The following is a 17,755-nucleotide window of genomic DNA, read 5'->3' as shown; positions in this document are numbered from 1 at the left end:
CGGCTCCATATTGATGGAGCCGTTCACAGATGTCCGACCATAATCCCGGCCTGCGCCCCTGGCGTGACATTGCCCGCCGCCAGAGCCGCCAGATCATGGTCGGCAATGTCCCGGTCGGTGGTGGTGCGCCGGTCACGGTCCAGACCATGACCAACACGCTCACCCATGACATCAAGGGGACGATCGACCAGATCCGTCGCTGCGAAGAGGCGGGCGTGGACATCATCCGTGTGTCCTGCCCGGACGAGCAATCGACTGCCGCCTTGAAGCAGATCGTCCGTGCCGCCCGCGTGCCGATCGTCGCGGACATTCATTTCCACTATAAGCGCGCACTTGAAGCCGCCGATGCTGGCGCGGCCTGCCTGCGCATCAACCCCGGCAACATCGGATCGTCAGCCCGCGTCAAGGAAGTGGTGGACGCGGCCAAGGCGAATGGTTGCGCGATCCGCATCGGCGTCAACGCCGGCAGTCTGGAACGCGACCTGCTCGAAAAATATGGCGAACCCTGCCCCGAAGCACTGGTCGAAAGCGCGCTCGACCATATCAAGCTGCTCCAGGACCAGGATTTCCACGAATATAAGGTCGCGGTAAAGGCCAGCGACGTGTTCCTCGCTGTCGCCGCTTATATGCAGCTGGCCGACGCGGTCGATTGCCCGCTGCATCTGGGCATTACCGAAGCGGGCGGGCTGATCGGCGGCACGGTGAAGAGCGCGATCGGCATCGGCAATCTGCTTTGGGCCGGGGTGGGCGACACGATCCGCGTTTCGCTGTCCGCCGAACCCGAAGAGGAAGTCCGCGTCGGCTATGAGATCCTCAAATCGCTGGGCATCCGCACTCGCGGGGTGAAGGTCATCTCCTGCCCGTCCTGCGCGCGCCAGGGCTTCGACGTCATCCGTACCGTGCAGGCGCTGGAAGAACGGCTCCAGCATATCCACACGCCGCTCTCGCTCTCTGTCCTTGGCTGCGTCGTCAACGGTCCCGGCGAAGCGCGTGAAACCGACATCGGCCTGACCGGCGGCGGCAATGGCAAGCATATGGTCTATCTGTCGGGTATCACCGACCACACCATTCAGGACGAGAATATGGTCGATCATATCGTCCGGCTGGTCGAGGCCAAGGCAGCGGAGATCGAGGCCGCCAAGGCCGAATCCGACATGACCGACGCGGGTAAGGCGGAAGCAGCGGAATAGGTAGCTTGGAAATTCAGGACCGATATATTATTCAGGTCCTGGAGGCATTTCATGACCTATAGCGGAAAGATGATTGCAGGCGGCAAGGCCGTATTCCCCGCAGAGTTGCGCCGACAACTGGGCTTCAAGGATGGTGACCGGATCGTGTTCGAGCGGCACGGCAGCGGGATTCTGGTGAAAAGCTATGATCAGGTCTTGCGCGAAGTGCAGAGCGATCTGAAAGCATTGATAAAAAAGCCTTTCACCGTCGATGATTTTCTAGCCGAACGCCGCGCCGAAGCGGAACGCGAATGACCGCGGTCATCGATACATCGGCATTGTTGACCATATTGCTGAATGAGCCGGGAGCCGATCAGGTGCGGCCGCATTTGGCGATCGGGCAGATGTCGGTCATCAATCTGTGTGAAACCTACACGAAACTTGTCGAGGCTGGCCTGTCGCGAGACGATGCCGAGCACCAGGTCATGCGCCTGGAACTGCGTATCAGCCCATTCCACGAAGCGCACGCGTTGGAAGCCGCCATGCTTCGTCCGATGACCCGGCATTTGGGATTGTCCCTTGGCGATCGGGCCTGTCTGGCGCTTGCGCGGCTGACTAACCTGCCTGTGATCACCGCTGACCGGGCCTGGACCGCGCTGGACATCGGCATCGACATCCGGCTCATCCGCTGAAAGCCATGCCAGCGCGCTCCAGCTTCCTCATTCCCTTTGCCGTCTGCTGCGTCGGTGTTGCGCTGTTTTCGGTGATGGATGCGGCGATGAAGGGGCTGAGCCTCGCCATCGGTCTCTACAACGCCCTGTTGTGGCGGGCGATCACGGGGACGCTGCTCGGCCTTGGCCTGATGCTCCTCACCCGCCAGCGCTGGCCGGACCGCGCCGTGCTGCGCCTGCACATGCTGCGCGGATCGGTCGTGGCGCTGATGGCCGGGCTGTTCTTCTGGGCGCTGATGCGGATGCCGCTCGCCGAAGCGATAGCCCTGTCCTTCATCGCGCCGCTGATCGCGCTCTATCTCGCCGCCCTGCTGTTGGGCGAAACGATCGGGCGGCAGGCAATAGGTGCGTCTGTGCTGGGGCTGGTCGGCGTCGGCGTGATCCTGTCGGGGCGTTTGCAGGGCCACTATGATCGCGACGCCTTGCTGGGCGCGCTGGCTGTGCTGGCGTCGGCGGTGCTGTTCGCCTGGAACCTCATCCTGCAACGCCAGCAGGCGCAGCGCGCGTCCCCGATCGAGGTCGCCTTCTTCCAGCATCTCGTCATGCTGGGCGTGTTCGCCATCGGCGCGCCCTTCTACGCCCGGCTGCCGGTGCCGTCAGCGATCCCGCTGATCCTGCTGGCGGCGGGTCTGGCCTTCACCTCGCTTGCCGCGCTGGCCTGGGCCTATGCACGGGCTGAAGCGCAGCGGCTGATCCCGGTCGAATATAGCGCCTTCCTCTGGGCGGCGGTGGTCGGCTGGCTGGCCTTTGGCGAGCGGCTGACCCTGACCACAGTGGCGGGCGCAGCCCTTATCATCGCCGCCTGCCTGATAACCGCACGCGGCAAGCGGGCGGCTATCGCCCATGTCGAACCGGGAACCGCCTGAATGACCCTGACCATCCGCCCCGCCACGCCGGACGATCTCAATGCGATCGTGGGCTTTATCCATGCGCTGGCGGCGTATGAAAAGCTGTCCCACGCGGTGAAGGCGGACCCCGCGACGCTGGCCCGCTACCTGTTCGGTCCGCGCCCGATGGCCGAAGTGCTGATCGCGGAAAGTGACGGCGCGGCCATAGGCTTCGCGCTCTTCTTCCACAATTTCTCGACCTTTGAAGGGCGGCCGGGTCTTTATCTGGAGGATCTGTTCGTACTGCCGGACGCGCGTGGCATGGGCGCGGGCAGGGCGTTGCTCGCCCGGCTTGCGCAGATCGCGCTGGATCGCGACTGCGCCCGGCTGGAATGGTCGGTGCTGGACTGGAACGCGCCCGCCATCGCCGTCTATCGCGCCATCGGCGCGCAGCCGATGGACGAATGGACGGTGCAGAGGCTCGACGGCGAAGCGCTCCGCGCGCTCGCCGCCACGGCCCCGATCACCGCTTGAGAGCGTCCTCGACACTGACAAAGATCAGCATGGCGGCAAAGGCGCCCAGCGACAGGGCAACGACGGCAGGGAAATAGTCGGCGATCATGGTGAATTCCTTTCTTGCTTCTTCCTGCCCCGCCGCTGACCCCGCCCGCCATACGGAATGTTACGGATCAGTCGGGACGAGCCGTGGGCGCGCACCCTTGACGCCGACTCCCCGCCCGGCGCATTGTGCGCAAACGGAACATTTGGGGGACACGGGGTTAACATGGCTGTCAGCCGCACAGTGAAGCGCACGCCCGAATGGCGCGAAATGCTCAAGCGCAGCCTGCTCCGCAGCGGCGCGCTGATCGGCGCGATCGCGCTGATGCTGGCGACGCTGTTTCTGGCGCTGGCGCTGCTCAGCTATACACCCAGCGACCCGTCGATGAACACGGTGGCGGGCGATCATGTCGCCAATGTCATGCAGGCACCCGGTGCCTGGACCGCCGATTTCCTGCTCTGGCTGCTGGGCGTGCCCATTGCGCTGATCCTGCCGCTGATGGCGGTCACCGCGCGCCGCCTGTGGGGTGACCAGGATATGAGCGCTTGGAAGGGGCAGTTTGGCCAATGCCTGTTCGGCATCATCCTGATCGGGATTGCGCTGGCCCTGTTCCAGACTAATCCGCTGGTCGGCCTGCCAGCGGGCTGGGGCGGGGTGATCGCGCTGGTGACTGCCAAGGGGATATTGAGCCTGACGGCCCAAGTACCGGTGGCGCAGCCATGGATCACCGGGGCTATCGTGATCATCGCCATGATCGGTGGCCTGGTCGCCTGCTATCGCAGCCTGGCATTGGAAAAGCCGATTCTTGCGCTGCGCCGCCCGGCCCTTCCCAAACTCAGCCTGCCCAAGCCCAGCCTTGGCTTTGCGGGCAGCAGTGCGGCGGATGAGGAAGAGGAAGAAGAGGTCGGCGAACGGGTCATCGCCCCGCGCAGGACCGTGTCCAACGAACCCAAGCCGCCGATCACCATCCAGACGCCCAAGCCTGCGCCCGCCCAGCGGCCCATGGCCCCGGTCAGTCAGGATGATCTGTTTGGCCATAGCTCGCTGCCATCGCCCGACCTGCTCAACCCGGTTCCCGCCAGCCAGGGCGGCAAGATCGACAAGGCGGCGCTGGAGCGCAACGCCCGGCTGCTCGAATCCGTCCTCGACGACTTCCATGTGAAGGGCAATATCGTCGAAGTCCGTCCCGGCCCGGTCGTCACCATGTATGAACTGGAACCAGCGCCGGGCATCAAGGCCAGCCGGGTGATCGCGCTGGCGGACGATATCGCCCGCAACATGTCGGCGCTGTCGGCCCGTGTTGCGACGATTCCGGGCCGCACCGTCATCGGCATCGAACTGCCCAATGCCCATCGCGAAGGCGTGTCCTTCCGCGAACTCATCACCAGCGAGCAATTTGGTGGCGAAGGGACGCTGCCGATCATTCTGGGCAAGAATATTTCCGGCGAACCGATCATCGCCGACTTGGCCCCCATGCCCCATCTGCTGATTGCGGGCACCACCGGGTCGGGCAAGTCGGTCGGCCTTAACGCCATGATCCTGTCCCTGCTCTACCGCATGACGCCGGACCAACTGCGCCTGATCATGATTGATCCCAAGATGCTGGAACTGTCGACCTATGACGACATCCCGCATCTCCTCTCCCCGGTCGTCACCGAACCGCAAAAGGCGATCCGCGCGCTCAAATGGGCGGTCGAGCAGATGGAGGATCGCTATCGCATGATGGCGTCCATCTCGGTCCGCAACCTTGCCAATTACAACGAAAAGGTCCGCGCCGCCAAAGCGAAGGGCAAGCCCTTGGGCCGCCGTGTCCAGACCGGCTATGACCCTGAAAATGGCAAACCCATCTATGAGGAAGAACAGCTCGATTTCCAGCCGCTGCCGCAGATCGTGGTGGTGGTGGACGAGCTGGCCGACCTGATGATGACGGCGGGCAAGGAAGTCGAATTCCTGATCCAGCGCCTCGCGCAAAAGGCGCGCGCCGCCGGCATCCACCTGATCCTCGCGACCCAGCGCCCCTCGGTCGACGTCATCACCGGCGTCATCAAGGCGAACCTGCCGACGCGGATCAGCTTCTTTGTCACCAGCAAGATCGACAGCCGCACCATCCTGGGCGAGCAAGGTGCCGAACAATTGCTGGGCAAGGGCGACATGCTCTACATGCACGGCGGCAAGGGGCTGATGCGCGTCCATGGGCCGTTCGTGTCGGACGATGAAGTCCGCGTCGTCGCCGACCATTGGCGCGCGCAGGGCCAGCCCGACTATATCCAGGCCGTCACGGAAGAACCCGAAGAAGGCAGCTTCGCCCTCGACGGCGTGGACCTTGGCGACGACAGCCCCGACGCGCAGCTGTTCCGCAAGGCGTGCCAGCTGGTGTTCGAGAACCAGAAGGCCTCGACCAGCTGGCTGCAACGGCAATTGCGGGTAGGCTATAACAGCGCCGCGCGCCTGATCGAGAAAATGGAGGAAGAAGGGCTGGTCGGCCCCCCCAACCATGTCGGTCGCCGCGAAGTGCTGCGCGATGAGAATGGCAATCCGCTATAGCCTGACGGGGGGCGTGGCTGAACGGCAGGGAACGGGCGGGTTCACAGGTCGTTCAATCGCTTCATCCTACACCGCATCCGTAACAACCGGAGAGTTTTCCATGAAGCGCATCAGTCTCGCGCTGGCCATCGCGCCTTTCGTTCTTGCCGTCCCGCTCGCCGCGCCGTTGCTGGCGCAGCAGGGCCAGTCTGAACTCAGCCGGGTCAATGCCTATATCCGTGCCGTCACCAGCATGACCGCCGACTTCAGCCAGACCGACCGCAACGGACAGACACTGACCGGACAGCTTACACTTAAACAGCCAGGCAAGATCCGCTTTCAATATCAAAAAGGCGTGCCGATGCTGATCGTGGGCGATGGCAAGGCGCTGACCGTAATCGATTATGAGGTGCGCCAGGTACAGCGCTGGCCGATCGGCAATTCACCGCTCGGAGCGTTGCTCGATCCGAACAAGGATTTGTCGAAATATGGCAAGGTCGTCCCAACCGGCGACCCCTCGATCCTGAGCGTGCAGGCGCGCGATCCCAAGCGGCCTGAATATGGCACCATCACCATGATTTTCCGCCGCGACGCCGCCAGCCCGGCGGGCCTGCAACTCTATGGCTGGGTCGCGCTGGATTCGCAGAATAACCGCACCGCCATCCGCCTGTCCAACCAGCGCTATGGCGTTCCGATCGCCGATTCCGCCTTCCGCTGGACCGATCCCAGGCCAAAGGGACGCTCGGCGGGCGGCTGAAACGAGCGCCCCGCGCGATGGACGGAAAAACTTGCCGTTCCGTTCATCTGCCGCTCATATCCGGGGCGCTATCTAGAACTCCACGGCGAGAGGCCAACCGGGATTTCCCCCCTGTTACCCGGCACAGTCCTCCCGTCGCAAAGCGCTTCAAGGGCGCGATCGAGACCCCCGTTCCATGCCCCCGGAGCGGGGGTCTTACTTTGTGGGCAGTGCGCGCAGCCGTCTTGCATGGCGCGGATTAGCCTCCTAGTGCGACACCATGGCCGACACTCTTTCCATCGCATCCTGGAACATCAACAGCGTCCGCGCGCGCATCGACATTGTCGAACAATTCCTGACCCAAGAAGCGCCGGACATATTGTGCCTTCAGGAAACCAAGGTGGTGAACGAGACCTTCCCCGCCGATATGTTCCGCCGTCTGGGCTATGTTCATCAGGTGCTGAACGGCCAGAAAATGCACCATGGCGTCGCGATCATGAGCCGGGTGCCGATACATGAGGATGACCGGCTCGACTGGCAGGCCAATGGCGAGGCACGCCATGTCGGCGTCCGTCTCGACAATGGGGTGCGGATCGAAAATGTCTATGTCCCCGCCGGGGGCGACATTGCCGATCGGGAGCAAAATCCCAAATTCGGCCAGAAGCTCGATTTTATTGAACGCATGATTCAATGGTCGTCGGCGCTGGATAACAAGCCGACCATCCTGACCGGCGATTTCAACATCGCGCCGCTGGAATGCGACGTCTGGAGCCACAAGCAATTGCTCAACGTTGTCAGCCACACGCCGGTCGAATGTGAAATCCTCGCTCGCTTGCAGGCATCGAACGACTGGGTCGATATCGGCCGCCATTTCCACCCTGCACCAGCGCGACTCTACACCTGGTGGAGCTATCGCGCCAAGGATTGGGCCGAATCGGATCGCGGTCGCCGGCTCGACCATATGTGGATGACCCGCGACGTCGCCGAAAAGGCGGTTGCCCACCGTGTCGTCGAACCGGCGCGCAACTGGGGCAAGCCGTCCGACCATATCCCCATCATCACCGAATTCGCCTTCTGATGGGCAGGCGAGCGATCGGGCGCGACGCGGCGCGGGCGATCGACGCGCTGCGCCGCGGCTGGGCGGTGCGGGTGTCGGCTGCCGATGGCGCGCTGCGGCTGATGGCGGTGGAGGGGGCGGACGCGGTAACGCTGGCCGACTTCGATCCTGCGGGCAAAGCCGACATATTAATCTCCGCTGCGCGCGGCCAGACGCTCAAACTCGCCAACCAGATCGCCGCGGCTGATCCCGACATGCCGGTGCTGATCGCCCGCGCGCCCTGGATCGACGCCGATGTGGCGACCGCCATCTCAGACCCGGTGCTGGACCTCGCCTCCCCGCTTAAGGGCCCATTTCAGGCCCGCGCGCTCACGGCCCCCCTCGCTGCCAAGGCCGCGCTGCGCCTTGCCCGCCTCGCCGGTATCCTTCCCGCCTATTTCGCGCTGGACGGCGAGGGCGACAGGGATGTCGATGTCAGCGCCGAAGCGATCGACGCCTATGATGATGCCGTCCACCTTGCCATCGCCTCCCGCGCCAGCCTGCCGGTGTCGGCCAGCGAAAGCGCGGAAATCATTGCCTTCCGCAGCCCCGATGAACCGCGCGAACATGTCGCACTCATTGTCGGGAAGCGGGACTCCTCACCCCCCGTCGTCCGCCTGCACAGCGAATGCCTGACCGGCGATGTGCTGGGCAGCCTGAAATGCGACTGCGGCCCGCAACTGCACGAAGCGCTCCACCAGATCGCCGACGCACCCTGGGGCGTGCTGCTCTATCTGCGGCAGGAAGGGCGCGGCATTGGCCTCGTCAACAAATTGCGCGCCTATGCGATGCAGGATCAGGGCTTCGACACCGTGGACGCCAATGTCCGGCTTGGCTTTGCCATCGACGCGCGCGATTTTTCGGTCGCGGCGCGGATGCTGGACCTGATCGGGGTGCGCAGCGTGCGGCTGCTGACCAATAATCCGCAAAAGGTGGCGGGGCTGGAGGCGGCGGGGATCAGCGTGGCCGAACGGCTGCCGATCATCCTGCCGACCAACCCGCATAACGAACGCTATCTCGCCACCAAGCGCGACCGGACCGGCCACCAGCTATGAGCCTGATCCGCGTCGATAGCGGCGCGGGTCGCCTGAGCTTTGGTGCGACCAGCATGGCCTGCACCATCGGTCGGAGCGGTGCCTGCGTGGCGAGCGACAAGTGCGAGGGCGACGGCTGCACCCCGCTGGGCGTCTGGCCGCTTCGGGGCATGTTGCTGCGACCGGGCAAGGTCGATCCGGCGGGGCTGCGTTTGCCCTGGCGCTGGGTGCGGGCGGGCGATGGGTGGTCGGATGATCCGGCTGATCCCGCCTATAATCGCCCGGTCCGCCTGCCGCGTTGTTTCTCTGCCGAAAGCCTGATCCGCGCCGACGACGCCTATGATGTGATCGTCATCCTCGGCCATAACGACCGGCCGCCGGTGCCGGGGCAGGGCAGTGCGATCTTCTTCCACCTGTCGGAAGGCCGGTCGACCGCAGGCTGTGTCGCGGTGGAGCGCACGGACATGTTGCAACTGCTACCGCTGCTGCAACCGGGCGACGCGATGGAGATTGTTTGATATCGCGCCGGTCACCTTAACCGTCAGCCAGTTCGCTTGAGAAGCGGAGGCGGTAACCGATCCCCAGCTCGTTGCCGATAATCTGCGGACGCTGCGGATCATCCTCAAGCTTTTGCCGCAAGGTGCGGATGAGGACGCGCAGATATTCGACATGATGCTCATGTTCCTTGGGCCAGACCTCCTTCATGATCTGGCCATGGGTGATCACACGGCCAGGAAATTGTGCGAGCTGGGCCAGCACCGCATATTCCTTGGGGGTCAGATGCACCTCCTGCCCGGCCTTCCTGACCACCCGGTTGAGCAGATCAATCTCGACATTGCCCGCACGCACTGAAGGGACGCCGCCGCCTTTGGTCATGCGGTTGCGCAGCGCCACGCGAACCCGCGCCAGAAGTTCGTCCGTGTCAAAGGGCTTGGTCAGATAATCGTCCGCGCCCAGATCGAGCGCCGCGACCTTCTCTTCGGTGGCGTCCCGCGCTGACACGATGATCAGTGTCGTATCGCTTTTCTGCTTGAACAAAGGCACCAGTTCCAGTCCGTCGCGATCGGGCAGGCCCAGGTCGAGCAGGCTGATATCCGGCCGCTCGGTCCGCAATTTTTCCAGCGCGTCGCGCGCATTTTCCGCCTCGACGGTCGCATAATTGGCGCGGCTCAGCGCCGCGTTGATCAGCCTGCGGATCTGCGGTTCGTCATCTATGATAAGAACCTTGTGGCGGATGGTCATGACAGTGGCTCGCCGGGAAAATCGCTGATGATGAGATGTTCGGGTATGCGCAATGTGAAGCAGGCACCGCGCGGTTCGCTGTTGGTCGAGGCATCGACGCCCAGGCCCATCGCTTCTGCAAAACCCTTGACGATGGCGAGGCCAAGTCCCGTGCCATGCTTGACCCGGTCCGATCCTTCCAGGCGCGTGAACGTATCAAACACCTTCTTTTCCGCGCCGACCGGGATACCCGGTCCCTCGTCGATGACGGATAGCAGGATGGCATCGGCGACCCGCTTGCCGCTGATCGTGACCGGGGTGTCCGGCTCACCATAGCGGCCCGCATTGTCGAGCAGGTTGATCAGGCAGTGGTGCAGCAGGACCGGATCGACGCGCACCAGCGGAATGTCCGAAGGAATGTCGACCCTGATCTCATGGCCGACAAGTGATTGGCGCGTGTCTCCGATGGCACTGGCCACCGCGTCGAACAGGTCGGTCGGCTCGATCTTCATCGGCAGGGCGCCGGCTTCTACCCTGGCCATGTCCAGCAGGTTGGCGACGAACCGGTTGAGGCGCTGCGCTTCACCCTCGATCGTGTCGAGCAGCGCCGATGGTTGCTTTCTTCGCAATTCCTGCGCCGCAGACCTGATCGTCGTCAGTGGTGTGCGCAGGTCGTGGCTGACGGATGACAGCAACGCGGATCGCAAACGGTCGCGTTCGTGAATCTGCCGCGCGCCCTGCATCTCTTCCTCCAGCGCCATGCGATCGAGCGCAATCGCTGCCTGATCGAGAAGGCTCATGAGCAGGGGCGTCTGATCCGATCGCAGCGGTTCCCCCGCATCGTCGCGCGCCATCCCCAGCACGCCCAGCACGCCGCGCTGGGTGCGCAGCGGATGGAACAGCCAGTCGGACGCGGTCAGCGTCGATGATCCCCGGCCCGCTGGCTGGGCATTGTTCATCGCCCATTGCGCTGCGGCCCGCTCGATTTCCTGAAGTCTGTCGTCCGGCGGGTAGGCGGCGCGCAGCGCGGGGCCGGAATCGGACGGCAGCAGCATGACCGTGCGAACGTCAAGCAGCCGCGCAATCTCCGCGCAGATCGCCTGGATCAGATCATCCTGGCTGGCTGCGGAGGTCAGCTGTCGGGAGAAACCGGCAAGCGCCGCATTCTGGCGCGCGCTGGATTGGGCAAGATCGGCTTGCCCGCGCACCCGCGCGGCAAACTGGCTGGTGACGATCGCAACGCCCAGCAGCACGAGGATGGAGATGACATTTTCCGGGTTGCTGACGGTCAACGTGCCGGTCGGCGGCAGGAAGAAGAAGTTATAGGCAAGGCTCGATACCAGCCCGGCAAACAGCCCGGCGCGCAGGCCGTAGGTTGCTGCGGCGAACATGACCGGGACCAGATACAGCAAGGCGATATTGCCAAGGTCGATGACCTCCAGCAGCAGGCGGCCAACCGCCGTCATCGCGGCGATCGTCAGCGCCGACCAGAGATAGTCGGTCGGCTTGCCCCATGCCATGCGGGTGGAATGCCGGATGCGCGGCGGCGCAAGATCGTCGTCGGATGGAAGGACGTGGACCGCCACCGACCCGATATCGCGGACAAGCCGGTCGACCACGGATCCGTGGCGCAGCTCGAACCACCAGGATCGGCTCGATTTGCCGATGACAATCTGGGTCGCGTGCGCATCGGCGGCGAAGCTCCGCAGACCCTCGACAACATTTTCCGCCGGAATGCTGGCTGTCGCCGCGCCCAGTCGCGATGCCAGCGCCAGCGTATCGGCCAGCGCCTTGCGCTCCTCGTCGGAAAAGGCCTGCGCGCGCCGGGTTTCGATATGCACTGCGGTCCAGGGCGCCTTGAGCGCATCGGCGAGGCGTTTGGCAGCGCGGACCAGACCCGGCGCGCTCGGTTGCTCGCTGACGGCGACCACGACGCGCTCGCCCACCGCGAAGCTGCCCGCCAGCGCGTGGGCGCGGACATAATCGAGCATCTGCGTATCGATCGCCTGCGCGGCACGGCGCAGCGCCAGTTCCCGCAGGGCGGTCAGGTTGGACTTGGAGAAAAAATGGGAGAGCGCCCGCGTCGCCTCTGCCGGGATATAGACCTTGCCTTCCTTGAGCCGTTCGATCAGCTCGTCCGGCAATATGTCGACGACCTCGATCTCCGCGGTTTCCAGAATGGAATCGGGCACGGTTTCGCGCACGCGCACATGGGTGAAGGATGCGACGACGTCGTTCAGGCTCTCTATGTGCTGGATATTGATCGTAGAATAGACGTCGATACCGGCGTCGAGCAGTTCCTCGACGTCCTGATAGCGTTTGGGGTGACGGCTCCCCGGTGCATTGCTGTGCGCCAGTTCATCGACCAGGGCGAGCTTTGGCTGCCGTTCGAGGATGGCATCCAGATCCATTTCGCCAAGGCTGATCCCCCCATGGTCGATCTGCCGCCTTGGTATCACTTCATGACCCGCGATCAGCGCTTCGGTCTCGCGTCGGCCATGCGTCTCGACAACGCCAACCACGACATCGACGCCGGACTTGAGCCGCCGCATCCCGTCGCTGAGCATCTCGTAAGTCTTGCCGACGCCAGGCGCCGCGCCGAGGAACAGCTTGAGACGGCCGCGTCCTTCCTGCGCGGCTGCGCGCAGGAAGGACTCTGGCGAAGGGCGTTTGTCGGTGTCGTTCACTGTGCTGTTGTAGCGCTGATCCGGTCCAGTCGTCGATTAAGATCGAGAATGTTGACGCTGGGATCGCCCAGGAAGCCCAGGAACGGCGTCCTGATCGTGTCCTGCACCAGGGCGCGAACGCGCGCCGCGGGCAGGCCGCGAACGGCGGCGACACGCGCAACTTGATAAAAAGCCGCCTCAGGCGAGATGTCAGGATCAAGGCCTGAGGCGGAGGCTGTCACCAGGTCGGACGGAACAGGGAGACCGGGGGACATTTGCTGAAATTTGGCGACATCGGCTTTCGTACGATCGACCAGCGCCTGGCTCGTCGAACCGAAATTGGAGCCTGATGAGGCAAGGCCATCATAGCCCTTGCCAGCGGCAGACGGGCGCGGCGAGAAATAGCGCGGATCGGCAAAGCCCTGGCCGATGAGCGATGAGCCGACGAGCTTGCCCTGTTCCTCGATCAGGCTGCCATTGGCCTGATGCGGGAAGAGGGCTTGGCCGATGCCCGTCATCGTCAGCGGATAGACGATGCCGAGCAGAAGCGCGAAGAGGATGGTCAGCACGATCGCTGGCCGGAGAGAGGTGAGGAAGTCCTTGCCCATGATGCTTTCCTTCAGGCCCGATGATGTCAGGCGAGGCCAAGGCCGCTGACGGCCAGGTCGATGAGTTTGATGCCGACGAACGGCGACAGGAGGCCGCCCAGCCCGTAGATGGCGAGGTTGCGTGCCAGCAGCGGCCCGGCACCGATGGGCCGGTAGGTCACACCCTTCAACGCCAGCGGCACGAGCAGCGGAATGATCAGCGCGTTGAAGATGATCGCCGACAGGATCGCGCTCTGCGGTGTCGCAAGCTTCATGACGTTGAGAATGCCCAGGCCCGGATAAAGCACCACGAACATGGCCGGAATGATCGCGAAATATTTGGCGACGTCATTGGCGACCGAGAAGGTGGTGAGCGCGCCACGGGTCATCAGCAGCTGCTTGCCAAGCCCCACTATTTCGATGAGCTTGGTCGGATCACTGTCCAGATCGACCATATTGCCCGCTTCCCGCGCTGCCTGGGTGCCGGTATTCATCGCGACACCGACATCCGCCTGGGCGAGCGCTGGCGCGTCATTGGTGCCGTCGCCGCACATCGCGACCAGGCGTCCGCCCTCCTGTTCCTTGCGGATCAGCGCCAGCTTGTCCTCTGGCGTCGCCTGGGCAAGAAAGTCATCGACGCCAGCTTCGGCGGCGATCGACGCGGCGGTCAGGGGATTGTCGCCAGTGATCATGACCGTGCGGATGCCCATGACGCGCAGTTCGCCGAAACGTTCGCGGATGCCCGCCTTGACGATGTCCTTCAGGAATATCGCGCCCAGCAGCTTGCCGTCCTTGGCAACCGCCAGCGGCGTGCCGCCCGCGCGCGCAATCTCGTCGGTGATGCGGCGCAGTTCCTGCGTCGCCGGTTCCTTGTCCAGGCCGGGATTGGCGCGAAGGATGGAATCGACCGCGCCCTTCTGGATCACGCTGCCGCCGACCTTCACGCCGGATATCCGCGTCTGCGCCGTAAACGGGATCACCTCCGCGCCGTCGGGCAGAACCTGCGCCGATTGGCCGAACTTGTCACGGGCGAGCAGGGCGATGGAACGACCTTCCGGCGTCTCGTCGGCCAGGCTGGCGAGCAGGGCGGCCTCTGCGAGCGCTGCCTGGCTTGCCCCGCCGACCGGACGGAACTCGGTCGCCTGCCGATCGCCGACCGTGATGGTGCCGGTCTTGTCGAGCAGCAGCACATCAATGTCGCCTGCGGCCTCGACGGCACGGCCGGACTTGGCGAGGACGTTGAAGCGCACGAGCCGGTCCATGCCGGCTATGCCGATCGCAGACAGCAAAGCGGCGATCGTCGTCGGGATAAGGGTGATTAGCAACGCGGCCAGTATCGCGACCGGAATAGACCCGCCAGCATAGCTTGCAAAGCCGGGGATAGTGCCAACAGCGATCAGGAAGATTATGGTCAGGCCCACCAGCAATATGGTGAGAGCAATCTCGTTGGGCGTTTTCTGCCGCTCGGCCCCTTCGACCAGGGCGATCATCCGATCAAGGAAACCCTGGCCGGGGTTCACGGTGACACGGACGCGAATCTCGTCCGAAATGACGCGCGTGCCCGCCGTGACCGCCGACCGGTCGCCACCGGCCTCGCGGATCACAGGCGCGCTTTCGCCGGTAATGGCCGCTTCGTTGACTGACGCGACGCCTGACACGACCTCGCCATCGGCCGGGATCAGGTCGCCCGTTTCCACCAGGACGATGTCGCCCATGCGGAGCGCGCTCGCCGGCACATTTTCGCTCTCGCGACCGTCGCCTTTCAGGCGCTTGGCGGTCAGGTCGGCTTTGGTCGCGCGCAGCGACACAGCCTGCGCCTTGCCACGCCCCTCTGCGATGGCTTCGGCAAAGGTGCCGAACAACACCGTCAGCCACAGCCAGATGACCAGCTGCAGTTTGAAGCCGACCGTCAGCCCGTCCTGCCCGACAGCTAAAAGGACGGTCAGAAGAACAGCCACCGCCGCGGTCGTGAACATCACCGGATTGCGGATCAGTTTTTTGGGATTGAGCTTGCGGAATGCATCGCCGATCGCCGGAACGATCAGGTCTGCGGTGAAGAGCGATTTGGACGCTGTGCGTGCCATTTTGATGCTCCGATCAGAAAAGCTGGCCGCGGATCATCGCAAGATGATCGGCAATGGGACCAAGCGCGAGGCTGGGCAGAAAGGTGAGGCCGCCCACGATCAGCACGATGCCGATCAGGAGGCCGGTCCAGAGCGGTCCGGTGGTCGGGAAGCTGCCCGCTGTCGCCGGTGTATATTTTTTCGCCGCAAGGCTGCCTGCGATCGCCAGCATCGGGATGATCACGAAGAAACGGCCAAGCCACATCGCGATGCCGAGCAGCCCATTATAGAAGGGCGTGTTGGCGGTAAGACCCGCAAAGGCCGACCCGTTATTCCCGACGGCGCTGGTAAAGGCGTAAAGTATCTCCGAGAAGCCGTGCGGCCCCTTGTTGAGCGGTCCGGCAAGTCCGGCATCCATGACCGAGGCGATAGCGGTAAAGCCAAGAATTATGAGCGGCAGAACGGCAATGGCCAGCACCGCCAGTTTCACTTCGCGGCTCTCGATTTTCTTGCCGACATTTTCCGGCGTCCGGCCAACCGTCAGGCCAGCGACGAACACGGCCAGGATGGCGAAAAGCAGGAAGCCGTAGATACCGGCACCGACGCCACCGACGACGACTTCGCCCAGCTGGATGTTGAACAGCGGAATCATGCCGCCCAGCGCCGTGAAGCTGTCATGCATCGCATTGACCGCGCCGCAACTGGCCGCTGTGGTGACGACGGAGAAGAGTGCCGAAGCGGCGATGCCGAAACGGACCTCCTTGCCCTCCATATTGCCGCCCGGAACACCCAGGCCGTGCAGGATCGGATTACCGGCGGCTTCCTGTGCATAGACGATCGTCACGCCGATCAGGAAGATGGTGAGCATCGCGGCGAGGATTGCCCAACCCTGGCGGGTGTTGCCGACCGCCTTGCCAAAGGTCCAGGTCAGGCCGAAGCCGATCAGGAAAATCGACACCATCTGCACGAAATTGGTGAGCGCGGTCGGGTTCTCGAACGGGTGGGCGGAATTCGCGTTGAAGAAGCCGCCACCATTGGTGCCGAGCATCTTGATCGCTTCCTGGCTGGCGACCGGGCCAAGCGCGAGTGTCTGCTTCACGCCTTCCAGGGTCGTCACATCGACCGAACCGGCCAATGTTTGCGGCACACCGCTGGCGATCAGGAACAGCGTATAGACGATGCAGAACGGCAGCAGCAGATAGAGCGTCACCCGCGTCATATCGGCCCAGAAATTGCCGATACCCGCCGCGCTGCGCCGCGCGAATCCGCGAAAAAAGGCAAAGGCGAGCGCGATACCGGTCGCGGCCGACAGGAAATTGTGGATGGTCAGGCCAAGCATCTGGCTGAGGTTCGACATGGTCGATTCGCCGCCATAGCTTTGCCAGTTGGTGTTGGTGGTGAAGCTGACCGCGGTGTTGAACGAGAGATGTTCGCTCAACCCGGCATATCCAAGCGGATTGAGCGGAAGCCCCGCTTGCAACCGCAATATGGCGTAGGTCAGCAGCAGCAGCGCGGCATTGAAGATCAGCATATGGACGGCGTAGCGCCGCCAGCTCTGATCCTCGTTCGGATCGATGGCCGACAATTTGTAAAAGCCACGCTCGACCGGGCCGAGTATGGCATGAAGCGGTGTGGGGCGTCCCTCATACAGAGCGAACAGCCAAAGGCCGACCGGCTTGGTCAGCGCCAGCAAAATGCCCACAAAGGCCGCGATCAGCAGCCATCCCTGGAATGTCATGAGAGCTTCCTTTGTCTAGAAGCGTTCGGGCCGCACGAGTACGGCGACCAGATAAAGAAGGAGGCCAAGGGCGGTGATTGCCGCGAGCCAGAGATCAATGGTCATTGTCCGGCCACCCTCACGCATTGTCGCACAGGGCGACATAGCCAAGGCTAGCGCCGAGCAGAGCGAGGATGAGGCCGATCCAGAGGATGTCCTGCATGGGTTGTCTCCCACAGTGCTCGCGCGAAGGAGGCCGCATGAGTCATCTGCAGTCGCCTAGATATTGCAGGGCGTCGTTGGAATTCGAGACGGAGGATATCGCAAGCGCATAGTATTTGCGTATGGAAGGGCACAGCGCACCGACCATGACCGGACGTGAGGTTTTGTATGATCGCCGCTGATGGCGCAGATGAGCGATCTTTGAGGGATAAATGATTTTGATCTTAAAAAATCTCGTTGCGATACTGCTTGCAAGTCTGAATTTAACTCATGTTTTCCCACTAAAAGTACAAATCAATAAAATCTCGTTTGGAAAATATTGTACAGATAGTGGGTTTTCGGTTGCACGGTTCAGCCCTTGGCCGCCTAACGACATATTGCGAAACCCAGTAACGGTTGCGTATTTTTTTTGATGCACAACGCTTATGTGGGATATGAATCACTACTTGGGTGACGACGAAAGTGTCACAGCGTTTGAGCAATGTGATCTGCCCCCCGCTGAGTGGCCCAGAGACTATGATAGTCTGGACCATGAAGGGGACATTGAATGCCGAGCAAGAAGCACAAGCCAGAAGAGATCATCGGCAAGCTGCGTGAGGTTGAG

Annotated in this window: 16 protein-coding genes; 10 read left to right on the top strand and 6 right to left on the bottom strand. The window is 63.1% G+C overall.

Translation table 11 applies throughout. The features are described from left to right. Nucleotides 1–29 precede the first annotated feature (29 nt). From ispG to Q0D44_RS17200, 10 genes are all read left to right on the top strand, one after another. Nucleotides 30–1,190: a flavodoxin-dependent (E)-4-hydroxy-3-methylbut-2-enyl-diphosphate synthase gene (gene ispG / locus Q0D44_RS17245; protein ID WP_294138165.1), complete on the top strand. Its 1,161-nt coding sequence runs from the start codon at nucleotides 30–32 to the stop codon at nucleotides 1,188–1,190. Between the two features lie 51 nt (nucleotides 1,191–1,241). After that, nucleotides 1,242–1,484, top strand: a complete 243-nt coding sequence (locus tag Q0D44_RS17240; protein ID WP_217673174.1) for an AbrB/MazE/SpoVT family DNA-binding domain-containing protein — start codon at nucleotides 1,242–1,244, stop codon at nucleotides 1,482–1,484. Further along, a complete protein-coding gene (locus Q0D44_RS17235) occupies nucleotides 1,481–1,861 on the top strand; it encodes a type II toxin-antitoxin system VapC family toxin (RefSeq protein ID WP_294138164.1) in 381 nt (126 codons plus the stop codon). Before Q0D44_RS17240 ends, Q0D44_RS17235 begins: the two co-directional genes overlap by 4 nt. Before the next feature lie 5 nt (nucleotides 1,862–1,866). Continuing rightward, nucleotides 1,867–2,766: a DMT family transporter gene (locus tag Q0D44_RS17230; protein WP_294138163.1), complete on the top strand. Its 900-nt coding sequence runs from the start codon at nucleotides 1,867–1,869 to the stop codon at nucleotides 2,764–2,766. Next, nucleotides 2,767–3,261 (top strand): GNAT family N-acetyltransferase, encoded by a 495-nt coding sequence (locus tag Q0D44_RS17225; protein ID WP_294138162.1) that lies wholly within the window; start codon nucleotides 2,767–2,769, stop codon nucleotides 3,259–3,261. A 250-nt stretch (nucleotides 3,262–3,511) separates the two neighbouring features. Beyond that, nucleotides 3,512–5,830 carry a DNA translocase FtsK 4TM domain-containing protein gene (locus Q0D44_RS17220; RefSeq protein ID WP_294138161.1) on the top strand — a complete coding sequence of 773 codons (2,319 nt, stop codon included), beginning with the start codon at nucleotides 3,512–3,514 and terminating at the stop codon, nucleotides 5,828–5,830. Between the two features lie 100 nt (nucleotides 5,831–5,930). Further along, nucleotides 5,931–6,566, top strand: a complete 636-nt coding sequence (locus Q0D44_RS17215) for an outer membrane lipoprotein carrier protein LolA (protein ID WP_294138160.1) — start codon at nucleotides 5,931–5,933, stop codon at nucleotides 6,564–6,566. Between the two features lie 259 nt (nucleotides 6,567–6,825). Then, nucleotides 6,826–7,623 carry an exodeoxyribonuclease III gene (xth, locus tag Q0D44_RS17210; RefSeq protein ID WP_294138159.1) on the top strand — a complete coding sequence of 266 codons (798 nt, stop codon included), beginning with the start codon at nucleotides 6,826–6,828 and terminating at the stop codon, nucleotides 7,621–7,623. Next, complete coding sequence (gene ribA, locus Q0D44_RS17205) at nucleotides 7,623–8,696, top strand: GTP cyclohydrolase II (RefSeq protein ID WP_294138158.1); 1,074 nt, start codon at nucleotides 7,623–7,625, stop codon at nucleotides 8,694–8,696. Before xth ends, ribA begins: the two co-directional genes overlap by 1 nt. Further along, nucleotides 8,693–9,193: a L,D-transpeptidase family protein gene (locus Q0D44_RS17200; protein ID WP_294138157.1), complete on the top strand. Its 501-nt coding sequence runs from the start codon at nucleotides 8,693–8,695 to the stop codon at nucleotides 9,191–9,193. The genes ribA and Q0D44_RS17200 overlap by 4 nt, the downstream gene beginning before the upstream one ends. 16 nt (nucleotides 9,194–9,209) lie before the next feature. Here Q0D44_RS17200 and Q0D44_RS17195 read toward each other — a convergent pair whose 3' ends face one another. Genes Q0D44_RS17195 through kdpF form a run of 6 tightly spaced genes read right to left on the bottom strand, consistent with a single transcriptional unit; the run spans nucleotide 9,210 to nucleotide 17,055 of the window. Continuing rightward, nucleotides 9,210–9,917 carry a response regulator transcription factor gene (locus Q0D44_RS17195; RefSeq protein WP_294138156.1) on the bottom strand — a complete coding sequence of 236 codons (708 nt, stop codon included), beginning with the start codon at nucleotides 9,915–9,917 and terminating at the stop codon, nucleotides 9,210–9,212. After that, a complete protein-coding gene (locus Q0D44_RS17190; RefSeq protein WP_294138155.1) occupies nucleotides 9,914–12,583 on the bottom strand; it encodes a sensor histidine kinase KdpD in 2,670 nt (889 codons plus the stop codon). Before Q0D44_RS17190 ends, Q0D44_RS17195 begins: the two co-directional genes overlap by 4 nt. Further along, nucleotides 12,580–13,170 carry a potassium-transporting ATPase subunit KdpC gene (gene kdpC / locus Q0D44_RS17185; RefSeq protein WP_294138154.1) on the bottom strand — a complete coding sequence of 197 codons (591 nt, stop codon included), beginning with the start codon at nucleotides 13,168–13,170 and terminating at the stop codon, nucleotides 12,580–12,582. Before kdpC ends, Q0D44_RS17190 begins: the two co-directional genes overlap by 4 nt. A gap of 26 nt (nucleotides 13,171–13,196) precedes the next feature. Beyond that, on the bottom strand, nucleotides 13,197–15,233 hold the full coding sequence (gene kdpB / locus Q0D44_RS17180; protein ID WP_294138153.1) for a potassium-transporting ATPase subunit KdpB: 2,037 nt from the start codon (nucleotides 15,231–15,233) through the stop codon (nucleotides 13,197–13,199). 13 nt (nucleotides 15,234–15,246) lie between these two features. Continuing rightward, on the bottom strand, nucleotides 15,247–16,950 hold the full coding sequence (kdpA, locus tag Q0D44_RS17175) for a potassium-transporting ATPase subunit KdpA (protein ID WP_294138152.1): 1,704 nt from the start codon (nucleotides 16,948–16,950) through the stop codon (nucleotides 15,247–15,249). A 15-nt stretch (nucleotides 16,951–16,965) separates the two neighbouring features. Continuing rightward, entirely contained in the window at nucleotides 16,966–17,055 is a 90-nt protein-coding gene (gene kdpF / locus Q0D44_RS17170; RefSeq protein ID WP_294138151.1) for a K(+)-transporting ATPase subunit F, read from the bottom strand. Between the last annotated feature and the right edge of the window lie 700 nt (nucleotides 17,056–17,755).

The sequence above is a fragment of the Sphingobium sp. genome (assembly GCA_023266575.1).
GTDB lineage: Bacteria > Pseudomonadota > Alphaproteobacteria > Sphingomonadales > Sphingomonadaceae > Sphingobium.
The sequence above is the reverse complement of the archived record's forward strand: the minus strand, read 5'-3'. Positions and strand labels throughout refer to the sequence as shown.